Origin of the sequence: Phenylobacterium ferrooxidans, from assembly GCF_042714595.1 — a bacterium.
In the GTDB taxonomy this organism is placed as follows: Bacteria; Pseudomonadota; Alphaproteobacteria; order Caulobacterales; family Caulobacteraceae; genus Phenylobacterium; species Phenylobacterium ferrooxidans.
Window position 1 is genome coordinate 17,443 of the sequence record NZ_JAOTJD010000029.1, and the last position, 19,127, is coordinate 36,569.

At 68.8% G+C, this 19,127-nt stretch carries 22 protein-coding genes and 1 pseudogene; 14 read left to right on the forward strand and 9 right to left on the reverse strand.

The genetic code is table 11. From position 1 onward, the window contains the following. The first annotated feature begins 37 nt into the window (after positions 1-37). Both OCL97_RS14815 and OCL97_RS14820 read left to right on the forward strand, forming a co-directional pair. Positions 38-1,267: an NAD(P)/FAD-dependent oxidoreductase gene (locus tag OCL97_RS14815; protein ID WP_377370692.1), complete on the forward strand. Its 1,230-nt coding sequence runs from the start codon at positions 38-40 to the stop codon at positions 1,265-1,267. A 19-nt stretch (positions 1,268-1,286) separates the two neighbouring features. Further along, positions 1,287-1,607 (forward strand): 2Fe-2S iron-sulfur cluster-binding protein, encoded by a 321-nt coding sequence (locus OCL97_RS14820; RefSeq protein WP_304776342.1) that lies wholly within the window; start codon positions 1,287-1,289, stop codon positions 1,605-1,607. A gap of 176 nt (positions 1,608-1,783) precedes the next feature. Here the strand turns inward: OCL97_RS14820 and OCL97_RS14825 are convergent, their stop codons facing one another. Continuing rightward, on the reverse strand, positions 1,784-2,203 hold the full coding sequence (locus OCL97_RS14825; RefSeq protein ID WP_377370693.1) for a VOC family protein: 420 nt from the start codon (positions 2,201-2,203) through the stop codon (positions 1,784-1,786). A 177-nt stretch (positions 2,204-2,380) separates the two neighbouring features. Beyond that, on the reverse strand, positions 2,381-2,974 hold the full coding sequence (locus OCL97_RS14830) for a sigma-70 family RNA polymerase sigma factor (protein WP_304776338.1): 594 nt from the start codon (positions 2,972-2,974) through the stop codon (positions 2,381-2,383). A gap of 430 nt (positions 2,975-3,404) precedes the next feature. Between OCL97_RS14830 and OCL97_RS14835 the strand changes: the two genes are divergently transcribed. After that, positions 3,405-4,259: a terminase small subunit-like protein gene (locus tag OCL97_RS14835; protein WP_377370694.1), complete on the forward strand. Its 855-nt coding sequence runs from the start codon at positions 3,405-3,407 to the stop codon at positions 4,257-4,259. 17 nt (positions 4,260-4,276) lie between these two features. Continuing rightward, positions 4,277-4,480, forward strand: a complete 204-nt coding sequence (locus OCL97_RS14840; protein ID WP_377370695.1) for a hypothetical protein — start codon at positions 4,277-4,279, stop codon at positions 4,478-4,480. Between the two features lie 10 nt (positions 4,481-4,490). Here OCL97_RS14840 and OCL97_RS14845 read toward each other — a convergent pair whose 3' ends face one another. The 3 genes from OCL97_RS14845 to OCL97_RS14855 all read right to left on the reverse strand — a co-directional run bounded on the left by OCL97_RS14845 (position 4,491) and on the right by OCL97_RS14855 (position 7,820). Further along, positions 4,491-5,336: a class I SAM-dependent methyltransferase gene (locus OCL97_RS14845; protein ID WP_377370696.1), complete on the reverse strand. Its 846-nt coding sequence runs from the start codon at positions 5,334-5,336 to the stop codon at positions 4,491-4,493. 494 nt (positions 5,337-5,830) lie between these two features. Continuing rightward, positions 5,831-6,556, reverse strand: coding sequence for a carbon-nitrogen hydrolase family protein (locus tag OCL97_RS14850; RefSeq protein WP_377370697.1), 726 nt, complete (start codon positions 6,554-6,556; stop codon positions 5,831-5,833). A 277-nt stretch (positions 6,557-6,833) separates the two neighbouring features. After that, positions 6,834-7,820, reverse strand: coding sequence for an NAD(P)H-dependent flavin oxidoreductase (locus OCL97_RS14855; RefSeq protein WP_305762730.1), 987 nt, complete (start codon positions 7,818-7,820; stop codon positions 6,834-6,836). Between the two features lie 143 nt (positions 7,821-7,963). Here OCL97_RS14855 and OCL97_RS14860 point away from each other — a divergent pair. Continuing rightward, positions 7,964-8,056: pseudogene (locus tag OCL97_RS14860) on the forward strand (hypothetical protein); the annotation flags it as partial. Between the two features lie 25 nt (positions 8,057-8,081). On the opposite strand, the gene divL reads toward OCL97_RS14860, so the two are convergent. Beyond that, the gene (gene divL / locus OCL97_RS14865; RefSeq protein WP_377370698.1) at positions 8,082-10,400 is read right to left on the reverse strand and encodes a cell cycle protein kinase DivL; all 2,319 of its coding nucleotides are present in this window, start codon (positions 10,398-10,400) and stop codon (positions 8,082-8,084) included. Between the two features lie 87 nt (positions 10,401-10,487). Between divL and OCL97_RS14870 the strand changes: the two genes are divergently transcribed. The 4 genes from OCL97_RS14870 to OCL97_RS14885 all read left to right on the forward strand — a co-directional run bounded on the left by OCL97_RS14870 (position 10,488) and on the right by OCL97_RS14885 (position 13,651). Continuing rightward, positions 10,488-11,057, forward strand: coding sequence for a hypothetical protein (locus OCL97_RS14870; RefSeq protein WP_377370699.1), 570 nt, complete (start codon positions 10,488-10,490; stop codon positions 11,055-11,057). Beyond that, a complete protein-coding gene (locus tag OCL97_RS14875; RefSeq protein ID WP_377370700.1) occupies positions 11,050-11,457 on the forward strand; it encodes a metallopeptidase family protein in 408 nt (135 codons plus the stop codon). The genes OCL97_RS14870 and OCL97_RS14875 overlap by 8 nt, the downstream gene beginning before the upstream one ends. A gap of 221 nt (positions 11,458-11,678) precedes the next feature. Continuing rightward, positions 11,679-12,809, forward strand: coding sequence for a ferritin-like domain-containing protein (locus tag OCL97_RS14880; RefSeq protein WP_304775568.1), 1,131 nt, complete (start codon positions 11,679-11,681; stop codon positions 12,807-12,809). Positions 12,810-13,171: 362 nt separating this feature from the next. After that, the gene (locus OCL97_RS14885) at positions 13,172-13,651 is read left to right on the forward strand and encodes a VOC family protein (RefSeq protein ID WP_377370701.1); all 480 of its coding nucleotides are present in this window, start codon (positions 13,172-13,174) and stop codon (positions 13,649-13,651) included. A 62-nt stretch (positions 13,652-13,713) separates the two neighbouring features. Here the strand turns inward: OCL97_RS14885 and OCL97_RS14890 are convergent, their stop codons facing one another. Then, complete coding sequence (locus tag OCL97_RS14890) at positions 13,714-14,031, reverse strand: BrnA antitoxin family protein (RefSeq protein ID WP_377370702.1); 318 nt, start codon at positions 14,029-14,031, stop codon at positions 13,714-13,716. Next, on the reverse strand, positions 14,012-14,323 hold the full coding sequence (locus OCL97_RS14895) for a BrnT family toxin (RefSeq protein WP_377370703.1): 312 nt from the start codon (positions 14,321-14,323) through the stop codon (positions 14,012-14,014). The genes OCL97_RS14890 and OCL97_RS14895 overlap by 20 nt, the downstream gene beginning before the upstream one ends. 129 nt (positions 14,324-14,452) lie before the next feature. Here OCL97_RS14895 and OCL97_RS14900 point away from each other — a divergent pair, with 129 nt between their 5' ends. Continuing rightward, positions 14,453-14,665, forward strand: coding sequence for a DUF4287 domain-containing protein (locus OCL97_RS14900; protein ID WP_305338220.1), 213 nt, complete (start codon positions 14,453-14,455; stop codon positions 14,663-14,665). Between the two features lie 292 nt (positions 14,666-14,957). Here OCL97_RS14900 and rnk read toward each other — a convergent pair whose 3' ends face one another. Beyond that, complete coding sequence (rnk, locus tag OCL97_RS14905) at positions 14,958-15,338, reverse strand: nucleoside diphosphate kinase regulator (protein ID WP_377370704.1); 381 nt, start codon at positions 15,336-15,338, stop codon at positions 14,958-14,960. Positions 15,339-15,633: 295 nt separating this feature from the next. Between rnk and OCL97_RS14910 the strand changes: the two genes are divergently transcribed. The 4 genes from OCL97_RS14910 (at position 15,634) to OCL97_RS14925 (ending at position 19,098) form a co-directional block, all read left to right on the forward strand. Next, positions 15,634-17,454: a DUF885 domain-containing protein gene (locus OCL97_RS14910; RefSeq protein ID WP_377370705.1), complete on the forward strand. Its 1,821-nt coding sequence runs from the start codon at positions 15,634-15,636 to the stop codon at positions 17,452-17,454. Between the two features lie 200 nt (positions 17,455-17,654). Continuing rightward, positions 17,655-18,179, forward strand: coding sequence for a lipocalin family protein (locus OCL97_RS14915; protein ID WP_377370706.1), 525 nt, complete (start codon positions 17,655-17,657; stop codon positions 18,177-18,179). A 46-nt stretch (positions 18,180-18,225) separates the two neighbouring features. Continuing rightward, the gene (gene mmcB, locus OCL97_RS14920) at positions 18,226-18,678 is read left to right on the forward strand and encodes a DNA repair putative endonuclease MmcB (protein WP_304776150.1); all 453 of its coding nucleotides are present in this window, start codon (positions 18,226-18,228) and stop codon (positions 18,676-18,678) included. Positions 18,679-18,804: 126 nt separating this feature from the next. Next, positions 18,805-19,098 (forward strand): GIY-YIG nuclease family protein, encoded by a 294-nt coding sequence (locus OCL97_RS14925; protein WP_305761064.1) that lies wholly within the window; start codon positions 18,805-18,807, stop codon positions 19,096-19,098. Positions 19,099-19,127 lie beyond the last annotated feature (29 nt).

Consider the following 19,127-nt stretch of genomic DNA (forward strand, 5'->3'; position numbering starts at 1 on the left):
AGTTGACGCCGGCGTCATTTTTCTGCATGGGGCTGTCATGGGTTCAGTGAGCACACATGTGGTGGTTCTTGGCGCAGGGCATGCCGGCGGCACGCTGGTCGCCCTGCTGCGCCAATATGGCTTCGATGGCCCCATCACCATGGTCGGCGATGAGCCGGTGGTTCCCTACCAGCGGCCCCCCCTGTCCAAGGCCTGGCTGAAGGGGGAGGCGGACGCCGATTCCCTGGCCCTGAAGCCCCTGGAATTCTACGCCGAGAACCAGATCGACTTCCGGCCCAGCGTCTCGGCCGTGACCCTGAAGCGGGCCGACAAGATCGTCGAGCTCTCCGACGGCTCGAGCCTGACCTACGACATCCTGGTGATCGCCACCGGCATGCGCCCCAACAAGCTGCCGCTGCCGGGCGCCGAGCTTTCGGGCGTGCTGTCCCTGCGCAGCGCCGCCGACGCCGAGGAGCTGAAAGGCTATCTGCTGCCCGGACATCACGTGGCCATCATCGGCGGCGGCTATATCGGCCTGGAGGTCGCGGCCTCGGCCCGGACCCTGGGCGCGCAGGCCACCGTGTTCGAGCGCGAGGCCCGCATCCTGTCGCGCAGCGCCTGCGAGGTGCTGTCGACCTTCTTCACCGACTATCACCGCGCCCGGGGCGTGGCCTTCGAGTTGGGCGCCAAGATCGACAGCCTGGTGGGCGAGGGCGGCAAGGTCACGGGCGTGAAGATGGCCGACGGCCGCATCATTCCCGCCGACGCGGTCCTGGTCGGCGTGGGCGGCAAGCCCAATGACGAGATCGCCGCCGACGCCGGTCTCGACACCGCCCGCGGGGTGGTGGTGGACCTGGAGGCGCGAACCTCCGATCCCGCCATCTTCGCCATCGGCGACTGCAGCCACCGGCCGTTGCCGCACTATGACCGGATGTTCGGCCCCGAGAGCGTGCCCAGCGCCCTGGAACAGGCCAAGCAGGTGGCCTGCGCCATCACCGGCCGCCCGGCGCCGACGCCGGAAGTGCCGTGGAACTGGTCGGACCAGTACGACCTCAAGCTCCAGATCGCGGGCCTGCCCTTCGACACCGACCAGATCCTGGTGCGGGGGGACCCTGCGTCAGGCAAGTTCGCCATCTTCCATCTGAAGGGCGATCAGGTTCAATCGGTGGAGGCGGTCAACGCCCCGCCGGAATACATGATGGGCCGCCAGCTCATCGGGAACCGCAAGCACGTCAATCTCGACAGGCTTGCGGATCCATCGGTTTCCATGAAAGAGGTCGCCGCTTAAGGCGGGCGAAGGGGAGTAAATGGCCAAGGTCACCTATATCGAGAACAACGGAACCGAACACGTCATCGACGTGAAGGCTGGCCTGACCGTGATGGAAGGCGCTGTGAAGAACAACGTCCCGGGCATCGACGCCGACTGCGGCGGGGCCTGCGCCTGCGCCACCTGCCACGTCTATGTCGACGCCGCCTGGGAAGCCAAGACCGGGACCAAGTCGGCCATGGAGGAATCCATGCTCGACTTCGCCGAGAACGTGGAGCCCAACAGCCGCCTCTCCTGCCAGATCAAGGTCAGCGACGAGCTGGACGGCCTGGTGGTGCGGCTGCCGGAAAGCCAGCACTAGCGACGACGTCCTTCACTCACGTCATCCCGGACGCCGACAGGCGATCCGGGACCCAGGGGCCGAGTGCTCCGCCCCTGGGTCCCGGCTCTCCGCTTCGCTGCGGCCGGGATGACGTTTGAGACTTGTTGGATAGGGCTATCGCCCCGGCCCCGCCAGGGTAGAGGAATCCGTGCGCCTTACCCGGCCGGCATGGCTGAGGCGTCCATCCACATCGGCTCGAAGACGGCGCCGTCCGGGTCGACGAAGGTGCGGCCGTACATGAAGGGCAGGTCCTGGACCTCCCGGATGTCGCCCTGGCCGCCGGCGCGCACCGCAGCCTCGACGATGGCGTCCACCTCCGCGCGGCTGTTTCGCGACAGGCAGAACAGGGCGGCGCTGGTCTTGTGGGCGTCGGCGATCGGCTGGGAGGTGAAGGTGCGATAGAAGTCGTGGGTCAGCAGATGGAAGGAGATGGTCTCCGACCAGACCATGGACGCGGCGCTCTCGTTGCTGAAGGCCTCGTTCTTCACGCAGCCGATGGCCTCGTAGAAGGCGGTGGACGCCGCCAGGTCGCGGACCGGCAGGTTCACGAAGATCATCTTGGGGGCGGCGGTCATGGGGAACTCCTTCCAGTCAGATTGGGGTCAGGCGACCAGCCACGCAAGCCGGGTTCCGGCGGCCAGATGCTCCCCTCCTGGGGAGGATCTGGGAGCAAGAAAAAGCCGCCGCTGTGGGGACAGGGGCGGCTCTTTCAGGTCCCGAAGCTAGGAAGGCTCCAGGAGGGGGTTCTTTAGCTAAGCGGCCAGGCGCGGGGCGCAGAGGCGGTCCAGCGTGTTCATCAGGGTGGACATGGCCGACGACGGCAGGACCTCGTCCTGGTCGTAGGAGCCCTCGGCCAGGATCAGGGCCAGGCGGTCGCGAGCGCGGCTGACGCGGCTCTTGATGGTGCCGATGGCGCTGCCGCAGATGTCGGCGACTTCTTCATAGGACAGGCCGCCGGCGCCGATCAGGATCAGGGCCTCGCGCTGGTCGTCCGGCAGCATGGCCAGCGCCCGGCGGACCTCGTCGAGCTCCAGGGTGGCCATGGGATTGGACACCGCCACCAGGGTGCGCTCGGCGGTTTCCGGGTCGAGCTGGGTCGAGCGCCACGAGCGGCGCTTGTCGGAATAGAACTGGTTGCGCAGGATCATGAAGGTCCAGGCCTTCATATTGGTGCCCGGCTGGTAGCTGGTGCGGTTGTTCCAGGCGCGCAGCAGGGCGTCCTGGGCCAGGTCGTCGGCTTCCACGGCGTTGCGGCACAGGGAGTGCGCAAAGGCCCGCATGTGGGGGATGAGGGCGGTCAGCTCGCCCATGAAATCCTTGTCGGCGGGGATCGTGGTCGCGGTCATGAAGGGCCCTCTCGAAATCTTCTCGGAGGGGGCCGTCACCAACCCCCGTGAAAATCAAACGCGGCCGTCGCGATAAAGCTCCGCCATTGGGAAAAGAATCTTGGCTGTGGGATTTTCCAATCGTCATCCCAGGCTTGTCCCGGGGACCCATGATCTCCGTCTCGCAGCAGGGTGCGTCCCGCCGGCTAAGCCCGTTCGTGTGGTTCGTGTGGTTCGTGGTTCCAAGTCTTTGGGCCGCGACGCCGCCGAGGCCCGTCAGATTGTCCACGAACCACACGAACCACACGAACCACACGAACAGTTGGGCCAACACCCGAAGTCCGAGATGAATTCTGGGGCCCGGCCTGCGCCGGGGTGAGCGGGCGAAGGGGGCGGCCAGAAATATTGTTCTTCCTTTGTTCTTTTGGCATGTCGCTGATATCCTCAGCCGATGTCCTTCACCTATCCGCGCAAGGAGATGATGGTCCGCGTCTGCGAGGCGGTGGAGAAGGGGGCGCGGCTCGATCAGCTGGAAAAGCGTCCGGGCTTTCCGAGCCGGATGACGATCTATCGCTGGGCCAAGGACGACGAGCCCTTCGCCAACCGGCTGATGTACGCGCGGCAGTGGCGGCGGGGGATGGAGGTCAGCGCCACGGCCGGGCCGGTGTTTGACGCCGAGCGGGCCGAGGCCTTGCTGATGGCGGTGCGGCGGGGCGCGGCGATACGGGAGGTTCTGCGTCGCCCGGAGTTTCCAAACCGACGGCGGCTGAAGCGCTGGAAGTCGGAGCGGCCGGACTTCGCCGAAGCCCTCCAGGCGGCCTCCGCAGTGGCCCGAAAGATCAGGCTGCGCAAATGGGCCTTCTATGACGAGACCATCGCCGACGAGATCATACGGCGGGTGGCGTTCGGTGAGTTCGTGGCGGATGTGGAGGCGGACCCGACCCTTCCAAGCCGGCCGGTCCTAGCGAGGTGGCGGCGGATGCGGCCGGACTTCGACAAGGCCCTGCGGGTGGCCAAGCTGAGCGGGCGCCATCATCGCCTGCACAATCCACGACGCCTGACCGGGGTGTTGTTCGACGACATCCTGGACCGGCTGGCGAGCGGCGCCTGCCTGCGCGATGTGGCGCGGGACCCGAGTATGCCCTGCTACAGCACCCTCATGTACTGGCAGGCGCGCAATCCGCAGTTCGCCAGGATGGTGGCCTGGGCGCGGGAGATGGGCCGCGAGACCCGCGCGGCGGACGAGGTGGAACGGGTTGATGCGTTGGCGGCGAAGGCCTATCAGGCGTTGAACGCAAAGGCGTGATGCCGGATTGTGCCGCCATGCAACCGGAAACCCGCGAGGCGCTCCTTCGGAAAATTTGCGTGGAGTGGGGGTTCTGTCTCGGGCCTGACGACGCCCAGCGGATTGTCGACATGCCGAAGATCGACGCTGAGGCGTTCGCGACCGCCGTGCTCGCAGCCGAACGCATGACGGAGCACGGTGACTGGAAACGCCAGCTCATGCAGGCGTTCGAATCGGCCTGACGGGCCTGCCCTACGCCCGCGCCGTCACGAGCCAGCAAGCGGAGCTCATCGCCACCATGCCGCCCGTTTCGTAGGTCGCCAGGCGTTCGGCCACGGCCGTGCGGGCCTTGGCCTGGGTCGCCGCGTCGGCCTGTTGCAGCATGCCGCCCAGCGGGCCCATGCGCAGGCTGAGCGTCATCAGGTCGCCCGGGGCGATGGGGGTGGGGACGTCCAGGGGGACGATCTCGATGTCGCGCCAGCCACTGCGCGTCAGGATGCCCCGCACACGGTCGGGCTTGGCGAAGGCCCAGCGGCCCGGCGCGTCGGGGTCCGACTGCGGCATGGGCGGCAGGAAGGGGGCGGCGGCCTCGATGGGGGCGCCGGCCAGCGGGTTGTCGGCGGGGCTGCGCCAGCAGGCGAAGGCGAGCCTGGCGTCGGGCTTGCACGCGCGGCGCAGGTTGGCGAAGGCCGCATCGAAGTCGGCGAAGAACATGACGCCGAAGCGGGAGATGGCGGCGTCGTAGGCGGCGGTTCCCAGGTCGAAGGTCTGGGCGTCGCCCTCCAGGAATTCCGCATTGGCGATCCCTTGCGCCTCGGCCGCCGCGCGGGCCGCCTCCAGCAGCGGGGCGGAGACGTCGACGCCGACGCTGCGGCCCTGGGGCCCCACGCGGCGGGCCATTTCCAGGGTGGTGGCGCCGGCGCCGCAGCCGATGTCCAGCACCGCGCCGCCCGCGCCCGGGAAGCCGGCGGCGACCACGGCGTCGCAGATCGGCTGGTTCAGGCGGTCCATCAGGTCCTGGAGATCGACCCAGGCCTGGCCGCCGGCCTGGTTCCAGTAGCTCGGCTGGGCGGGGGTCTGCGGGGGTTGGGCGGTCATGTCGGCTCCTCGGGCTTGCGGTCATCGGTCGGGTGAGGGCGCTCTGCAAGCGACTTGAGGTCAAGCGATGCGTGACATCGCCCAGCCGACGCGGCGCTCCGGGGTGCGGGCCTCGGCCCTGCGCTATTACGAGCATAAGGGGCTGATCGTGTCGTTGGGCGTCGCGGTCGGTCGCGGTTCCGGGTGGAGGCGGTCCAGGGCTAGGTTCTCAACCGTCCCCTCTCCCCTTGCGGGCGGCCCGTCGGAGACCGGTCGCATGAGGGCTCCGCTTCCTTGTTCGTGTGGTTCGTGTGGTTCGTGGACAATCTTGTTCCGCCACGCGGCGTCGCAGCTTCAAGACTTGGAACCACGAACCACACGAACGTCACGAACGGGGGGCCGGTCCAAAGGGTGCGTGGGGGTCCCGGCTGCGCCGGGGTGATTTCCGGAGGGACGTTGTGGGGTTGTCCGAGAGGCCTATCGACCCCTCTTCCGACCCTGCAAGGAGAACTTGGCTACGGCATCTCGAAGACCAGCAGCCCCGGCTGGTCCAGGGGCAGCTGGGCCACGACCTCGCCCTGGGGGTTGAGCACGGCGGTGGGGCCCCAGGCGATGCGGTCGCCGCGCTGGCCGGTGACGTCGGAGGAGATCAGCCACAGCCCGGTCTCGCGGCAGCGTTCGGCCCGCGCGGGGTTGTGGCGGTCGCGCCAGTGCTCGGCGGTGGCGTACTTCATCATGTTGTTGGCGGGGCAGACCAGCAGGGTCGCGCCCGCCTCGGCGATCTTGGCGGCGGCCTGCGGGAAGTTGGTGTCGTAGCAGATGTTGATTCCGAACCGGACGCCGCCTGCCTCGAAGGCCGGGCCGTCGGTTCCGGGGGTGAAGAAGGCTTCACCCGCCAGCAGGTGGGTCTTGCGGTAGCGGCCCAGCAGCTTGCCCGCGCAGGTCACCGCGGCGGTGTTGTGCAGGGCGCCACCCTCTTCCTCGATGAGGCCCATGACCAGGGTGGGGCCGGTCTTGGGGAGGCGGGCGAGGATGTCGGTAAAGGCCTCGCCTGTGAGGTTCAGGGCGTGGCGGCGGGCGGGCGCTTCCTGCGTGAGGTAGCCCTGCAGGTAGCCTTCCGGGAAGACCAGCAGGTCGGCGCCCTGGGCCGTCGCCTCGGCGATGACGGTCAGGGCGTAGGCGAGCGCCGCTTCAACGTCTTCGCGAAACTCAGGGGTCTGGGCGGCGGCGATGCGGGGCATTGTCTGTTCGTGTGGTTCGTGTGGTTCGTGTGGTTCGTGCTCGATCTTGATCCGCCTCGCGGCGTCACGGCGGCAAGACTTGGAACCACGAACCTCACGAACGACACGAACAGGCGGGCCGGCCTTAGAGGTTGGGGTGAATCGAGGCCCGGCTTGCGCCGGGGTAGGAGCTAATCGTCATCCCCGCCGCAGCGCAGCGGAGAGCCGGGACTCAGGGGCGGTGCGCTAGGCCCCTGGGTCCCGGATCGCCTTCGGCGTCCGGGATGACGGTGAGCGCTTACGCGCTCACCACCACGCGCTGGGCGTTCTTGGTGAGGACCTGTTCGGCCTGGCGCATGATGGCGGCGACCATGTCCTGGCAGGTGGGGATGTCGTGGATCAGGCCCTGGCTCTGGCCGACGGTCCAGATGCCGCCGTCGGTGTCGCCGGCGCCCATGACGTTGGTGCGGCCGCGAACGCCGGCCACCAGGTGGCGCACGTCCTCGATGGTCTTGGTGCTATCCTGCTGGATCGCCACGACCTCTTCGGACACCGCGTTGCGGGCCACGCGGCTGGTGTTGCGCAGGGTGCGGTTGGTGAGCAGGGTGTCGCGCTCGGTGTTCTCGACGATCTTCTTCTTCACGTTCTCATGGATGGCGCATTCCTGGGTGGCCATGAAGCGGGTGCCCATGTTGACGCCCTCGGCGCCCAGCATCAGGGCCGCGGCCAGGCTGCGGCCGTCGGCCATGCCGCCCGAGGCGATCACCGGCACGTCGCCGAGCGCGTCCACCGTGGCCGGCAGCAGCACGATCAGGCCGACATCGTCCTCGCCCGGGTGACCGGCGCACTCGAAGCCGTCGATGGAGATGATATCGACGCCATGGCGCGCGGCGGTCACGGCGTGGCGGACCGAGGTGCACTTGTGGATCACCTTCACCCCGGCCGCCTTGAAGGCGGGCAGGTGCTCCGTGGGGTTGCGGCCCGCGGTCTCGACGATCTTAACGCCGCTCTCGATGATGGCTTCGCGGTACTCGTCGTAGGGGATCTTGTTCAGCGACGGCAGCAGGGTGAGGTTCACCCCGAACGGCTTGTCCGTCAGGCTGCGGCACAGCTCGATCTCCTCGAGCAGTTCCTGCTTGTTGCTGGAATGGTGGGCGACGATGAAGCCGAGCGCCCCGGCGTTTGCGACGGCGGCCACTAGCCGGGCGTGCCCGACGCCGGTCATGCCGCCCATGACGATCGGCGTCTCGACGCCGAACATCTCGGTAATCCTGGTCTTGATCATGTCTCGTCCCCTGTTGGTTTGTCTCGTTGCCGCCAGACTAGCAGGGGCGGCGCGGCGGTTTCACCTGGTTCTTTAGACCTAGCGCCATCAAGGTTCTGATCAGGGCCCGATGAGGGAAGGCCTCACCGGCAAACCCATAACGTCATCCCGGCCGCAGCGCAGCGGAGAGCCGGGACCCAGGGGCGGCGGACTGGGCTCCTGGGTCCCGGATCGGCCTGCCGGCCGTCCGGGATGACGGTGATTGTTCTTGGAGCCGCGCGCCTAAAAGCCCAACTCGGGATGGCCCGCCGCGCCCTGGGCCTGTTCGGGCAGGTGGCAGGTGAAGGTGGCGCCGGCGCCGGGCTCGCTCTCCAGGGCCACCCAGCCGCCGTGCAGCTCCACCAGGGACTTCACCAGGGCCAGGCCCAGGCCGGGGCCGCCGCGCTCGCGGCCGATGAAACGGTCGAAGATGTGCGCCTGGACGTGGAAGGGGATGCCGCGGCCGGTGTCGGAGACCTGCAGCTGGATCTCGCCCAGCGCCCGGCGGGCCGAGATGGTGACTGTGCCCTCGGGTGGGGTCTGGCGGATGGCGTTCTCGGTGAGGTGATCCAGGGTCTGGGCCAGACGCTTGATGTCGCCGCGGATCAGGCCGATGTCGTCGGGATATTCCACCTTGACCGTGACCTGGGCGGCGGCGGCCTCGTCGGCGCGGCGGGCTGCGGCGTCGTTCAGCAGCTCGGCGACGTGGACGTCCTCCAGGTCCAGCGCCATCTCGTCGGCGTCGATCTGGGCCATGTCCAGGACGTCGTCGATGGAGCGGGCGAGCTGAGTGGCGGCCGAGCGGACGGCGGCCGCGTGGCTGCGGCCGCGTTCCGACAGGTTCTCGCCGGAGCGCTCCAGCAGTTCGGAATAGCCGATGATGGTGGTGAGCGGGGTGCGCAGCTCGTAGGAGACGTTGCCCACGAAGTCGCGCTTCAGGCGCTCGGTTTCCGCCAGCGCCGCGGAGCGGTCGGCCAGAGCGCTCTCCAGCTTGCGGGCGTCGGTGACGTCGCCAAACGCGATGAGGGTCGCGCCGTCGGGCAGGGGGCGCGACTGGTAGACCACGATGCGGCTGTCGGACGTCTTCACCTCGCCGGAGATCGGCGCGCGGGCGGCGGGATCGGTGTCGGCGACGCGGCCCTTCAGCTCGCGCCAGAAGCCCATGTCGTGCAGGCGCGGGATGCAGAGCTCGACCACGCCCTCGAAGTCGTGGGCCTGGTCCAGCTGCTGGGGGGTGATGTTCCAGAAGCGCTCGAAGGCCTCGTTGTGCAGGCGCAGGCGGCCGTCGGCGCCGAACACCGCCACGGCGTCGTTGAGCTTGTCCAGGGTGGCCTGCTGCACCTGGATGAGGGCGTTGTACTGGGCCTTCAGGCGCAGCTCGCCGGTGATGTCTGAGAACAGCAGGACGATGCCGCCCAGGGGGTGGACCTGGCGGCCGACCTTGAGCGTGCGGCCGTCGGGGATGGACCACATGTCGTCGGGGCTGGCGTCCAGGGCCTCGTAGCGGTCGAGCTCGGCGGCCTTCCACTTGGTGTAGTCGGCGGTCTCGGGCAGGCGGCGGCGCTGGCGGAGGCGGTCCAGCACCTCGGAGTGGGTGGGGCGCTCGGCCAGCCAGGCGGGCTCCAGGCCCCAGAGCTCGGCGAAGGCGGTGTTGTGGAAGATCAGCCGCTTGGTCTTGGAGAAGATGGCGACGGCGTCGGCGATGTGGTTGAGGGTCTCGTCGTGGGCCTCGACGTGGCGCTTGAGGGCCTCGCGCAGCTCCTCCAGCTCGCTGACGTCCTCGGTCCAGACCCCGACGCCGCCGCCTTCTAGCGGCTGGGCGGTGATCTGGAAGGCGCGACGGCGGCCCGCGAAGGACGACCAGCGCAGGGCCTCGCGCTTCTGGCCCAGGTTGGCGGCCTCGGCGGCGAGCGCGTCGGCGGCCTTGTCGAAGCTCAGCCCCTTGGCGGCGGCGTCGTCCAGGCTGGCGGCGTCGACGGCGGCCAGCCAGGCGGCGTTGACCCAGACCGGGCTGCCGTCGGCGGCGGCGACCCAGGCCGGCGTCGAGCGCGCGTCCAGGAAGGCGGCGAAGCGCGGGGCGGTTGGCAGGCCGGCGTCCTCCCCCATCACGGCCGACAGGCGCAGCCAGGCCAGGGCGCCGGCGGCCCGGCCCTCGACGGCCACCATGCCGCCCGGGCCCTGGACCTCGAAGGCGCAGGCCTCGCCGCGCTCGAACAGGGCGCGCAGCCGCCGGGCGTGGTCGGGATCGGCGCGCATCAGGGCGGCCACCACGTGCTGGGGATCGCTGTCGCTGAGGCCGAGCGCCGAAATGCAGGCCGCCAGGCTTTCTTCACCTGAAGCCAGCAGGGCGTGGCCGTCCTCGACCGCGAGCAGGGCGGAATCGAAGGCCTCGGCCGAGGCCTGGGCGGCTTCGGCGCCGGCCTCCAGGGTGGCGATCTTCGCCCGCATCGCCTCGAGCTTGGCGTCGGATTGGCGGCGCTGGGCCAGGGCCCAGAGGGTGGCGCAGATGGCCAGCAGCACGGCGCCGGCGGCGGCGGCCAGGATCAGGTCCAGCTCGCTCATCGCGTCACCCGGGGCGCCGGTCCTTTTGCCTGCCGAATCATCAGGATGAACATAGGCGCTAAGGCGGTCTTCGGCGATAATCCAGCCATGACCGCGATCCTCTATCCGGTGGCCGCCGATGCGCAGGCCGCCCTGCAGGCGCCGCTTGCTCGGGCGGCGCGCGAACGCGAGGCGGTGGCCGCGGCGGGCCAGGAGGTGGTCTTCGTCACCGAGCCGGTGGGCCCGCCCTATGCCAGCCGCGAGGCGGCGCTGGACGCCCATGCCGGCCGGGTGGAGGACGAGCGGCCGGGCCGGGTCGTGGCCCCCGCCGCCGAGGACCGCTTCTGCCGGCTGGCCGCGATGATCGACGGGCGGCCGCCACCCCCGGTGCAGCCGAGCTTGAAGGACGGCCGCCGCTGGCCTGAGCCGAAGGCAGCGCCCCGCACGATCTGGCGGCTGCAGGTGAGCTACTGGCGGCTGGCCTCGGCGGCGCGGGCGGCGGAGGGGCCCCAGGCCCGGGCCGCCCGGCGCAAGGCCCGCGAACCCCTGGACTATCAGGCTCTCAGCGCTCTGGCCCGCACCCCCATGCGGCCGGTCAAGCCGCAGCAGCCGCTGGATATCGGTCTCTTCGAGACACGGCCCCCCGAGGCGCCGCATATCATCATGCCTGATGAGTAGCCCCCCCGACGCCAGCGCCCTGGCCCCCTCTCTCGACGACCTCGCGGCCCTGGCCGAGGCCGCCTTCGCCGCCCTGCCCGACGACTTCCGCAAGATGACCGGCGACGTGATCTTCCGGGTCGACGAGTTCGCAGGCCGCGACGTGCTCGACGAGCTGGGCATCGAGGACGCCTTCGAACTGACCGGCCTCTACCAGGGCGTCGACATCGGCCGGCGCACGGTGTTCGACCCCTCGCCGCAGCCCTCGATGATCTTCCTCTACCGCCGGGCGATCCTGGACGAGTGGGTCGACCGCGGCGACGTGACGCTGGCCGAACTGGTCAGCCACGTCCTGGTCCACGAGATCGGGCACCATTTCGGGCTGTCGGACGACGACATCGACGCGATCGAGAGGGAGTGAACCCGCGCCCGTCATCCCGGGCGACCCGCAGGGGGAGACCCGGGACCCAGGGGGATTGGTTGCGGCCCCTGGGTCCCGGCTCTCCGCTGCGCTGCGGCCGGGATGACGTAGTTTTGAAAAATGACGCCCCCGTCACCTTTATTGACTCCGTAAGGATTGCGAGTGATCGTCGCCGCAAGAGGAAACCGGGCGCCAATGCGCCTACCCCAGGAGACGAGCCCATGGCCGCCGACGGCAACATCACCAAGGACATCATCTACGAGGCCGTGTCCCCGGACGACTTCGAGGCCATGCTGGATCTCGACCGCTACGGCGCCCGCTCGACCGCCTTCGACAAGATCATCTCGGCCACCCACGACCACTTCTGGGATCCGCTCGACAAGAAGTACATCGACTTCGACGAGCCCTTCGACATGGAAAACCAGATGCTCCTGCCGGAGGACATGATCGTTTCCCTGTCCACCGACTACGTCTCCAACCACCTCAGCGACTGGAAGACCCGCGTGCGGTTCGCCAACCAGTCGGCCCTGCGGTCGTTCTCCTCGATCCTGCACGGCGAGCAGGGCGCGCTGAACCTGTCGGCCAGCCTGTGCCACGTGCTGCTGGACCAGGGGGCCCAGGAATACGCCGCCAACCAGACCCGCGAAGAGGCCCGCCACGTCACGGCCTTCGCCAAGTACATCAAGGCCCGCTGGGGCCGCCCGGTGGAAGCCGGCCCCACCCTCAAGGCCCTGCTGATCGACATCATCGGCAGCCCGGAGGTCTACAAGAAGATCATCGGCATGCAGATGCTGGTGGAGGGCCTGGCCATGGGCGCCTTCGCCACCTTCTTCAACAATATCAACGACCCGCTCGGCAAGAAGCTGATGCAGCTGGTGATGACCGACGAGGCCTTCCACCACAAGTTCGGGAAGATCTGGGCCGACCGCACCATCCCGCACCTGTCGGAAGCCGAGCACGAGATCATCGAGACCTGGGCGGCCCACTGCTTCCAGACCCTGCTGTTCAACCTGGTGGCCCCCACCCAGCAGCGCGACCTCTATGAGGAGTTCGGCCTCGATCCCGACCGCGTCATCGCCGAGATGGCCGCCAACATGAACGACGAGACCCGCCGCGAGAGCATGAAGGAGCAGTCCAACATCTTCCGCGTGCTGGTGAAGACCCTGCTGAACGCCGGCATCATCACCGAGCGGACGCGCGCCTTCTACGCCATCTATGTGGACCTCGACGAACTGAAGGCCGAGGGCGACCGCATGGTCGGCGACGACATCGCCGAGGAAGGCATCGCCTACCTGCAGGAGATCAACTTCAAGGACCGCATCGCCCAGTCGATCTCCATCGCCGCGGAGTAGGGTTTCTCTCCACCCTGAACGCGAAACGCCCGCCGGTCCCCCCGGCGGGCGTTTTTCGTGGGCCCAGGGCCTCAGCTTCCGCCCATCCCGGCGCCAGCCGGGCCCACCTTCATGCTCGGCGGTCAGGTCTGATCCCTGTTCGTGTGGTTCGTGTGGTTCGTGGACAATCTGATGGACCTCGGCGGCGTCGCGGCCGCAAGACTTGGAACCACGAACCACACGAACCACACGAACGGGACCTCTGGACGCAGGCCATAGGTGGATTTGGGCCCGCCTGCGGCGGGGCGGGCGGCAGGACCCTGGGGTGTCGGGAACCCTGCGCCTCGTTCGTCCTTGGATCAGACAACCCAAGGAGACCGACGATGGCCAAGCTCACCACCTGCCTGTGGTTCGACCACGGCGAGGCCCGCAAGGCGGCGGAATTCTACGCCGGCCTGTTCCCCGACAGCCATGTCGGACCCGCCGCGACGGCGCCCAGCGACTTTCCCGACGGCAAGGCCGGCCAGGAGCTGACCGTGGCCTTCACCGTGCTGGGCCAAGCCTTCATGGGCCTCAACGGCGGCCCCCTCTTCAAGGCCAACGAGTCCGTCTCCTTCGTGGTGGAGACCGACGGCCAGGCCGAGACCGACAGGTACTGGGACGCCATCGTCGGCAATGGCGGCCAGGAGAGCGAGTGCGGCTGGTGCAAGGACCGCTGGGGCTTCTCCTGGCAGATCACGCCCCGCCAGCTGAACCAGGCCATGAGCGACCCCGACCCGGCGGTCGCCAAGCGGGTGTTCGAGGCCATGATGACCATGGGCAAGATCGACGTGGCGAAGATCGAGGCGGCGCGGCGGGGGTAGGGGGCGCGTCTCATAGAGGACAATACCCCTCGCCGTCCTGGCGGCCGGTGTTGCGCTTTTGTTTACGACCGCCGCGCCGGCTTAAGCGAGGCCAGCATTTCCCGCCGCAGAATGGCGTTCAGGCGGCCCTGATACCCCCTGCCCTGCGACTTGAGCCAATCTAGCACATCGGCGTCTACGCGGGCGGTGATCTGCTGCTTTATGGGCCGGTAGAAGCGCCCACGGACGCCCGCGCTCCACGCCTCGTCTGACAGCTCTGGAATGTCGCTGGTGTCGATCGACTCGTCAGGCAACGCCGCCAGCTCGGCCAGGTGCTCGCGCTGCGCGTCGGTGAGCGCCGGCAGGGTTTCTGGGGTGGGGCTAACCCGTTTCGTTTTCATAACGTCGCCTCTCTCGCGGCGTGGCTCGTCGCGCTGAAATGATACGGATGACCTCGACCGACCCGCCGTCGGCGTCTTCCCCCCTGACCGTGTGCGCCACCAGGAGGATCACGACGCCCTGGACCGCCCCAACGGTTTGCCACCGTTGTTCGCCGCCCTCGATGCGGTCCTGCACCGAGATGTGCAGCGGATCCTGAAATACCTGCCGGGCTTCCTCGAAGCTCACACCGTCATGCTTGCGCTGACTTGAGAGGTTTTTAGCCTCGTCCCATTCAAATCGGACGCTGGTCAAGGCTCCCATATAATTATAGATTTGTAATTACACAAGTCGCCCGCCCTGAACTCAAAAGTCGAGGGGCCGTCCTTGTCGGATGTCTCGCCCTCCTTTCGTCCTTTGAGGACCAACCAGGAGCACCACCCAATGGCAGACGACAAGATCAAGGGACCGGCGTCCTATTTTCCGTCCATCGAGAAGACCTACGGCCGGCCGATCGCCGAGTGGAAGGCCTTGGTGCGGGGGCGGATGCCGGCCAAGCACATGGAGCTCGTCGCCATGCTGAAGGCTGACCATGGGATGGGGCATGGGCATGCGAACGCCATCGTGGCGCACACGCTGGCGGAGGAGGGGGCGTAGGCGGGCGGCGGGATTGGGGGGCGTACGCAATTCGCGGCGGCCTCAGCGCCCCTTGCGGACGGTGGCCGGTCGTAGACCGATGATGGGTCACTCTCCCCGCTCAGAACAATAAGCGTCATCCCGGGCGACCCGTAGGGGAGACCCGGGACCCAGGGGGATTGATTGCGGCCCCTGGGTCCCGGCTCTCCGCTTCGCTGCGGCCGGGATGACGAAGTGGGTTTGCTGGAGAGGTTTCTCGACCCGGCGGGGGGAGGAGGACGCGCATAGCCTCTCGCTCAATTCAGGCAGCCCCCTAGCCCCGGCTGACCTTCAGGACGCGGAGCGCGCGCAGGCGGCCGTCGCGGTCGGGCCATTGGATGGATTGGCCGGCCTTCAGGCCCAGCAGGCCGGCGCCGACCGGGCTGAGGACCGAGACCTTGTTCGCCGCGATGTCGGCTTCCCCCGGATAGACCAGCTGGACGGTGCGGGTCTCGCCGTGGGCGTCGTCGAGGAATTCCACCGTCGAGTTCATGGCCACCACGCTGGCGGGGACCAGGGGGCGGACCTGGGCGCGCTCCAGCTCCTCGCGCAGGCCGCTGCGGTCGGCGGGCGCGCGGTCGATCAGCAGGAACAGGCGGTCGGCGTCGGTTTCGCTGACCTGGATGGGGGGACGGGCAAGGGTCTTGGACGGCATGGGAAGTCTCCGGGCGGGCGCGCGGCGGCGCGGGCCGACGATGTCGGGGGTCAGGTCAGGTTTTCAGAAAGGCCCCGGACTCGCGCGGCTGCGCGTCGGAATCCGGGGCTAGGAGCCTGCGAGGAGGCTGCCGCCGTGGTGGCGAAAACGCCGGAAGGTTGGCCGGGAGAACATCGGGCCATTCAGGCGCCTGGCGCCGGGCCTGTCAAACCACGCCTGCGTGGGGCGAGGCGCCTGTCGCGCCGCCGGCAAGCCGACTAGGGTCGGCTCTCGGGTCTTTGTAGGGAGTTTCTCGATGCGGCTTTCGCGGCGTGACTTTGGACTGGGGATCGCGGGCGCGGCGGCGGCCTCCTCGGCCCTGGCGGCGGCCCCTGCGCCGAGCGACCTCGACGCCGCCCTGACCGCCTATCTGGACGCGGCCTTCGAGGCCGAGCTGGCGCAGGAGCCCGAGCGCCTGACGCGCCTGGGCCGCAAGACCGCCAACGACCAGCTCACCGACGAGAGCGAGGCGGCCCTTGCCGCGCGGCTGGATTGGCGCCGCGCCAGTGTCGCGGAGATGAAGCGGCGGTTCCCCGTGGCCGGGCTCTCGGAGGACGGCCGCACCTCCTACGACATGTGGGTCCTGGCCCTGGCGCGAGCGGAGGAGGCCTACAGGTGGCGGGGGCATGGCTATGTCTTCGACCGGAATGGGCCCCACACCAGCCTGCCCAACTTCATCATCAACCAGCACCGGGTCGATAGCGCAGCCGACCTCGCCGCCTATGCCGCGCGGGTGGCGGCCATCGGGCCGGCGCTGGAGGTTCGGCTGGCCCAGGCTCAAGCTTCGGCGGCCAAGGGGGTGCGGGCGCCGCGCTTCGCCTATGACCAGGCGGCAGGCGAAGTGCGACGGCTGACCACCGGGGCGCCCTTCGATGGCGGGCCCGACTCCGCCCTGTTCGCCGACGCCAAGGCCAAGGCCGGCAGGCTGCGGGCGTCTGGCAAGATCGATGCGGCCGGCGAGGCCGCGGCGGTGAAGGCCGTCGCCGAGGCCATGACCGGCGCGATGAAGCCCGCCTATGACCGCATCGGCGCCTGGCTGGCCAGCGACCGGGCGCAGGCCTCGGCCCTGCCGCAGGGGGCCGGCGCCCTGCCGGACGGGGCGGCCTATTACCAGGCCATGCTGCGCCAGCAGACCACCACCGACATGACCGCCGATCAGATCCATGCGCTCGGCCTGTCGGAAGTGGCGCGCATCCGGGCCGAGATGGAGACGCTGAAGGCCAGGATCGGGTTCTCAGGGTCCCTGGAAGACTTCTTCGTCCACCTGCGCAGCGACGACCGCTTCTATGTGAGCAACGACGAGGCCGGCCGGGCGCGGTACCTGGCCCTGGCCGAGGGGCATCTGGCGGCCATGAAGGCGCGGCTGCCGGAGATGTTCGGGCGGCTGCCGAAGTCGGACCTGGTGGTCAAGCGGGTGGAGGCGTTCCGCGAGGAGCCGGGCGGGGCGGCGCACTATTCGTCGGGCGCGCCGGACGGCTCGCGGCCCGGGGTGTTCTACGTCCACCTGGCCGATGTGCGGGCCACCCCGATCTACGAGATCGAGGGCACGGCCTATCACGAGGGCTGGCCGGGGCATCACCTGCAGATCTCGCTGGCCGCCGAGCTGACCGGCCTGCCGGTGTTCCGCACCCAGTACAGCTACGGCGCCTATGTCGAGGGCTGGGGTCTCTATGTGGAACGGCTGGCCAAGGAGGCGGGGTTCTACACCGACCCCTACAGCGACTTCGGGCGGCTGGGGCGCGAGATCTGGCGGGCGATCCGGCTGGTGGTGGACACCGGCGTCCACGCCAAGGGCTGGAGCGAGGCGCAGGCCACGGCCTACTACACCGCCAACTCGCCGCAGCCGGCCGGCAAGATCAGCTCGGAGATCCGGCGCTACTTCGTCATGCCGGGCCAGGCGACCTCCTACATGGTGGGGCAGGCGCGGATATTGGCGCTGCGGGCGCAGGCGCGCGAGGCCCTGGGCGCGCGCTTCGACCAACGGGGGTTCCACGACCTGGTGCTGGGGGCCGGCGCCCTGCCGCTGCCGGTGCTGGAGACGCGGGTCCAGCGCTGGGTGACGGCGCAGAAGGGGTAGGTGGCGGGAGGCCGAAACGGCACAGGTGTTCGAGGCTCGCGGCCGCGAGCGGGCGCCCTGTCGCGGAAATGCGAGTCTTCTCTACGGTTTAGCTGCCGTGCAATGGTCCAATTCGTGCTGTTGAACCCTTAAAGCTTCCGGTTCGCGCCGGGGGCGTTTTAAATTTCACAATCGACGGGTACCGGTTAGCGATGTCGACCATGCGTTCCTTGGCCACCCTGCTCGCCGCCGCCGCCGCTGTCCTGATGGGGACCGCGCCCGCCCTGGCCGCGCCCTCACCGCCGGCCGAGAAGATCGAGCTGACCAAGATGACCGGCCGCTGGTACGAGGTGGCCCGCATGCCCAACAAGACCCAGAAGGACTGCCAGGGCGGCACGTCGGACTGGGTGCGCAGCGGCGAGGGCTATTCGGTGGTCCAGGCCTGCCACAAGGGCGCCCTCACGGCGCCGGCCACCGAGTGGAAGGCCAAGGCCAAGGTCATCGATCCCAAGACCAACGCCCGCATCAAGATGAGCTTCTTCGGCGGCATGCTGAGCCAGGAATACTGGGTGCTGGCCCACAAGTCCGACTGGCTGATCCTGGGCACCCCCAACGGCAACTACATGTGGCTGATGTCCCAGCGCCCGACGCTGAGCGCCCAGGCCAAGGCCCAGGCCGTCGCCCGGGTGAAGCAGCTGGGCTACGACGTCAGCCGGCTGGAATACCCGGCTCCGGCGCGGAACTGACGCCGCGGGCCTTGATTCCGGAACGAAGCCGGAACAAGACTTGGCGATGGATGTCATTGTCACCGTCACCCGGCCGCAGATCACCACCACCGTCACCCGTGGCGCGGCGCGGCTGCTGATCGACCTGGGCTATGCGCCGCTGGCGGAGGTGACCCTGCCCAATGGCCGGCGCGCCGACCTGATGGCCCTGTCGCGCAAGGGCCACATCCTGATCCTCGAGGTGAAGTCCGGGCTGGAGGACTTCCGGGTGGACCGCAAGTGGCATGAGTACATGCCCTATTGCGACGCCTTCGCCTTCGCCGTGGCCCCGGAGTTTCCGCGGGAGATCCTGCCCGATGAGCCGGGCCTGGTGGTCTGCGACGGCTTCGGCGGCGCGGTGCTGCGCGAGGCGCCGAGCGTTCCCCTGGCCGGCGCGAGGCGCAAGGCGCTCACCATCGCCTTCGGACGCCTCGCGGCCCTGAGAGCGGCCGGAGGGCAGGGGACGCTGCTGGAGGCATGAGCACTCAAAACAACGTCATCCCGGACGGCCGATAGGCCGATCCGGGACCCAGGGGCCCAGCGCACCGCCCCTGGGTCCCGGCTCTCCGCTTCGCTGCGGCCGGGATGACGAAACAGGGGGAGCGCGGTGGAGCAGAGCTCCTATGTCTATATTCTCGCCAGTGGACGGAACGGCACGCTCTACACCGGCGTCACCAGCGACTTGGCCCGCCGGGTCTACGAGCATCGCGAGGGGCGCACGCCTGGCTTCACGCGGACCTACGGGGTCAAGCGCCTCGTCTGGTACGGGACCTTTTCGAGCATCCACGACGCCATCCATGCCGAGAAGCAGATCAAGCGCTGGCGGCGGAGCTGGAAGTTGGAGCTCATAGAGAAGATGAACCCACAATGGGTGGATCTCTACGAGACGCTCAACGGATAAGTGACAGCGCCCCAGGCGGCTCTAAATGC